Genomic DNA, 5,082 nt, shown 5'->3' with positions numbered 1-5,082 from the left:
CGGCGCGTGGCTGCGTTTTGTCCTGGCCGTTTCCGGCCGCATAATCGGCCGGAAACCCGGGAGGAAAACCCATGTTCCAGGCGCCTGTATCCCGGCTGGCGACGGCATCCGTCCTGCTTGCAGCCTGCGGGGCCGCGGCGGCCGCGCTGGCCGGCCCCCTCTATCGCATCCAGCTCGTCGAACTCGACCTGGCCCTGGCGATGATCGCCGCCGGCTTCGCTGCCGGTGTGCTCGCCCTTGTCCCCGCCGGTGTCGGTTTCGCCTCCACCTTCGGTCTGCACGGCAAGCGCGGTCGCGGCCGGGCCCTGGCCGGCCTGGCCCTGGGGCTCGGGGTCGCGGTGGTCGCCGGGCCCAAGGTCTACGCCGCCGTCCTCGGTCCCAACCTTCACGATCTGGCCACCGACACCGATGACCCGCCCTCGTATCGGGCCCTCGCCCAGGCCCGAGAGCAGGCCGGCGGCGATCGAGCCTACCCTGGCGGAGAACTGGCCGAACGCCAGGCGGAGGCGCACCCGGATCTCGAGGCGCGCACTTACCCGCAGGATGTCTCGGCCATCCTCAGCGCCGCAGAGAGCGCGGCGCTGAGGATGGAGTGGACCGTGGCGCGAACCGACATGCAGGGCGGGCTGGAGGCCACCGCACGCAGCTACTGGATGGGTGTCATCCACGATATCGTCGTCCGCGTCGAGGATACCGGTGATCACCGTCGCGTCGACGTGCGCGCCGCCACCCGCGGCGGCGAGGCGGACGTCGGCGGCAACGCCCGGCTGGTCCGCGCGTTCTACGACGAGCTGGAGGCCGAGCTGCAGAACTGAACGGGGCGTCGGTGAGCGGGTGATCAGCCTCACTGGGATGCGTTACTATCGCGGCTTATCCGCGGATCGCGAAGCTGAATAGGGAGACTTCCATGAGCGAACGGGTTCAAGTCGGTGGCCTGCAGGTGGCGCGTGAGCTCTACGACCTGGTGGCCAACGAGATGGTGCCTGGGACCGGCATCGACGCCGACACCGTCTGGGACGAGCTCGGCGGCATCGTCCGCGATCTGAGTCCGCGCAACCGCGAGCTGCTGGAGAAGCGCGAGACCCTGCAGCGGCAGATCGACGAGTGGCACCGCGAGCACCGCGGCCAATTCTCCGTGGCCGATCACAAGGCCTTCCTCGAGCAGATCGGCTACCTGGAACCCGAGACGGAGGAGTTCGAGATCACCACCACCGGGGTCGACCCGGAGGTCGCCACGGTGGCCGGGCCGCAGCTGGTGGTGCCGGTGGATAACGCGCGATTCGCACTCAACGCGGCCAACGCACGCTGGGGCAGCCTGTTCGATGCCCTCTACGGCACCGACATGATCCCCGAGAGTGACGGCCTGGCCAAAGGGAAGACGTACAACCCGGCCCGTGGCAAGCGCGTCATGGAGCTGGCCGCCGAAACCCTCGATGAGGTGGCCCCGCTGGCCCACGGCCTGCACGCCGATGTCACCGCCTACCGCCTGAGCGAGGCGAGCCCGCGCCAGCTGCTGATCACCCTGGCCGACGGCAGCGAGACGGAGCTGGCCGATCCCACCCGCCTTGTCGGCTTCACCGGTGAGCCGCAGCGGCCGGCGACCATCCTGCTGCGTCACAACGGCCTGCATGCCGAGATCGTCATCGACCCCAACGATCCGGTGGGCAAGGATCACCCGGCCGGCGTCAAGGACGTGGTCATGGAGTCGGCGCTAACCGCCATTCAGGATTGCGAGGACTCCGTGGCCGCGGTGGATGCCGAGGACAAGGTCCGTGTCTACCGCAACTGGCTGGGCCTGATGAAGGGCGATCTCGAGACCTCGGTCAGCAAGGGCGGGGAGGCCTTCACCCGGCGGCTCAACGCCGACCGCACCTACACCACGCCGGACGGCGGCTCCCTGACCCTGCCGGGGCGCTCGCTGATGCTGGTGCGTAACGTCGGCCACTTGATGACCACGCCGGCGGTGCTCGACGGCGACGGCAACGAGATCCCCGAGGGCATGCTGGACGCCATGATGACCGTCCTCTGCGCGGTCCACGACCTCAAGGGCCTGGGCCAAGTGCGCAACTCGAAGACCGGCAGCGTCTACATCGTCAAGCCGAAGATGCACGGTCCCGAGGAAGTGGCCCTGACGGTGAACCTGTTCGAGCGCGTCGAGGACGCCCTGGGCCTGGAGCGTGCCACCCTCAAGGTCGGCATCATGGACGAGGAGCGGCGGACCACGGTCAACCTGCGCGCCTGCATCAAGCAGGCCCGGGACCGGGTGATCTTCATCAACACCGGCTTCCTCGACCGCACCGGCGACGAGATCCACACCGCCATGGAGGCCGGCGCCGTGATCCGCAAGGCGGACATGAAGGGGGCATCCTTCATGACCACCTATGAGGACTGGAACGTCGATGTCGGCCTGGCCGCCGGGTTCAAGGGCCGGGCGCAGATCGGCAAGGGCATGTGGCCCAAGCCGGATAAGATGCGCGAGATGTTCGACACCAAGGCGGGCCACCCCAAGGCGGGTGCCAACTGCGCCTGGGTGCCGTCGCCGACGGCGGCGACCCTGCACGCCGTGCACTACCACGAGGTGGACGTCGCCGGCGTCCAGGCCGAGATTGCCCGCGCCGGCTGGCGTTCGGACCTGAACCGGATCCTCACCGTGCCGCTGGCGCCGAGCACCGACTGGAGCGAGGAGGAGATCCAGCAGGAGGTGGATAACAACTGCCAGGGCATCCTCGGCTATGTGGTGCGCTGGATCGACCAGGGCATCGGGTGCTCCAAGGTGCCGGACATCAACAATGTCGGCCTGATGGAGGACCGCGCCACCCTGCGCATCTCCAGCCAGCACGTGGCCAACTGGCTCTACCACGGCGTGGTCAGCGAGGATCAGGTCATGGATAGCCTCCAGCGCATGGCCCGGGTCGTGGACGAGCAGAACGCCGGCGACCCGAACTACCGGCCCATGGCCGAGGACTTCGACGCCAGCGTCGCCTTCCAGGCGGCCTGCGACCTGGTCTTCAAGGGGCGGGAGCAGCCCTCCGGCTATACTGAGCCGGTGCTCCACCGCCGTCGGCAGGAGGCGAAGGCCAAGTACGCCTGATCCCGCCGCCTGAACGACATCCCGTGAACCGTGCCGGCGTCGGCAGCCTCCGGGCTGTCGGCGCCGTCTTGTCTCCGGAAGCATGACCGTGCGCGAACCGATCCGTATCCGCGGCGCCCGCCAGCACAACCTGCAGGGCCTCGATCTCGACCTCCCGGCCGGCGAGCTGATCGTCGTCACCGGGGTCTCCGGCTCCGGGAAGTCGTCGCTCGCCTTCGACACCGTCTACGCCGAGGGGCAGCGGCGCTACGTGGAGACCTTCTCGGCCTACGCCCGGCAATTCCTCGAGCGCATGGACCGGCCACAGGTCGAGCGTATCGACGGCGTCCCGCCGGCGATCGCCATCGATCAGGTCAATCCGGTGCGCACCTCGCGCTCCACCGTGGGCACGATGACGGAGCTCGCCGACCACCTGAAGCTGCTCTTCGCCCGCGCGGCGCAGCCCTACTGCAGCGGCTGCGGCCGCCCGGTGCGGCCGGATACGCCGCAGTCCATCGCCGACGAGCTCCTCGCCGGCGACGACACGGCGCCGTGGCCGGCAGGCACCCGAGTGGCGGTGACCTTCTTCGTGGCCGTGCCTGCCAAGCTCGATCGGGAAGAGCTGCGACAGATGCTCTCCAGCCAGGGATACACGCGCATCTATGAGCGTGAGGGTGGTGTCGAGGTGGTTCAGGACCGGTTGCGCCTCGACGGGGCGCGCCGGGGGCGGCTGATCGAGGCGGTGGAGACGGCCCTCGACAAAGGGCGGGGTCGCTGCCAGGTCCGGGCCCTGGGCGAGGACCGTGAGCCGGCGGGCGAGCCGCGGCGCTACTCCGCCACCTTCCACTGCGCCGGGTGCGACCGCGACTACCCGCGGCCGACCTCAGAGCTCTTCTCCTTCAACTCCCCGGTCGGCGCGTGTGACACCTGCCGTGGGTTCGGCCGCAACATGGAGATCGACCCCGACCTGGTCATCCCGGATCCGGGCCTGAGCCTGGCCGGGGGCGCGATCAAACCGTTCCGCGGCGGTGCCTCGGTGGAGTGCCAGCGGGACCTGCTGCGCGCCGCCCGCCGGCGCGGGGTCGCCGAGGATGTGCCTTGGCGGGAGTTGGATGCGGCGGACCGGCAGTGGGTCTGGGACGGCGAGGATCGCTGGGGCCGTTCCGGCAAGTGGTACGGCGTGCGCGGCTACTTCGACTACCTCGAGCGCAAGAGCTACAAGATGCACGTGCGCGTGCAGCTCTCGCGCTACCGCACCTACCGCACCTGTCCGGACTGCCGGGGTGCGCGCTTGGTCCCGGAGGCCCTGGACTTCCGGCTCGGCGGACAGGCCGACGCCGACGCCGTCCTCGCCCCGGAGGAGCGCTTCCGGCCCCGCCACCTGGCGATGGGTGATGCGCTGCTGGCCGGGCTGCCGGGGCTGACCCTGCACGATCTGGCGACCCTGCCCCTGGCCCGCCTGCAGCGCTTCTTCGAGGAGCTGGAGCTGCCGCCGCCGCTGGACGAGGCGGCGGCTACGGTCCTCGACGAGATCCGCAGCCGGGTCGGCTACCTCAACGAGGTGGGCCTCGGTTACCTGACCCTGGACCGGCAGTCGCGCACCCTCTCCGGCGGCGAGGTGCAGCGGATCAACCTGACCACGGCGCTGGGCACTTCGCTGGTCAACACGCTCTTCGTCCTCGACGAGCCGTCCATCGGCCTGCATCCCCGGGATGTGGAGCGGCTGGTGGGGATCCTGCAGCGCCTGCGCGATGCGGGCAACTCGCTGCTGGTCGTCGAGCACGACCCGCAGGTGATGGCGGCCGCCGACCGGATCATCGATATGGGCCCGGGGCCCGGCGAGCGGGGCGGTCAGGTGGTCTTCAACGGTGCCCCGGCGGAGCTCTATGCGGCGGATTCGGCCACGGCGGACTACCTGACCGGCCGCCGGCGGGTCGGCCGGCCGTCCGGGGCGGCTGCGGGGGGGCCCGCCCCGGGGCGCCCGCGCCGCCCCCGCCAGCCCCCCCCCCCCC

Annotated in this window: 2 protein-coding genes and 1 pseudogene; all 3 read left to right on the top strand. The window is 70.3% G+C overall.

The window, feature by feature from the left end; genetic code table 11:
- The first annotated feature begins 71 nt into the window (after positions 1-71).
- On the top strand, positions 72-815 hold the full coding sequence (locus tag LRG07_RS13310; RefSeq protein WP_238642666.1) for a DUF1499 domain-containing protein: 744 nt from the start codon (positions 72-74) through the stop codon (positions 813-815).
- A 92-nt stretch (positions 816-907) separates the two neighbouring features.
- Positions 908-3,091 (top strand): malate synthase G, encoded by a 2,184-nt coding sequence (locus LRG07_RS13305; protein ID WP_238634207.1) that lies wholly within the window; start codon positions 908-910, stop codon positions 3,089-3,091.
- A gap of 88 nt (positions 3,092-3,179) precedes the next feature.
- Positions 3,180-5,082: pseudogene (locus tag LRG07_RS13300) on the top strand (excinuclease ABC subunit A); the annotation flags it as partial.

This window comes from Halorhodospira sp. 9622 (assembly GCF_022228025.1).
GTDB classification, from domain to species: Bacteria; Pseudomonadota; Gammaproteobacteria; order Nitrococcales; family Halorhodospiraceae; genus Halorhodospira; species Halorhodospira halophila_A.
This window is presented reverse-complemented; position numbering and strand designations above follow the sequence as displayed.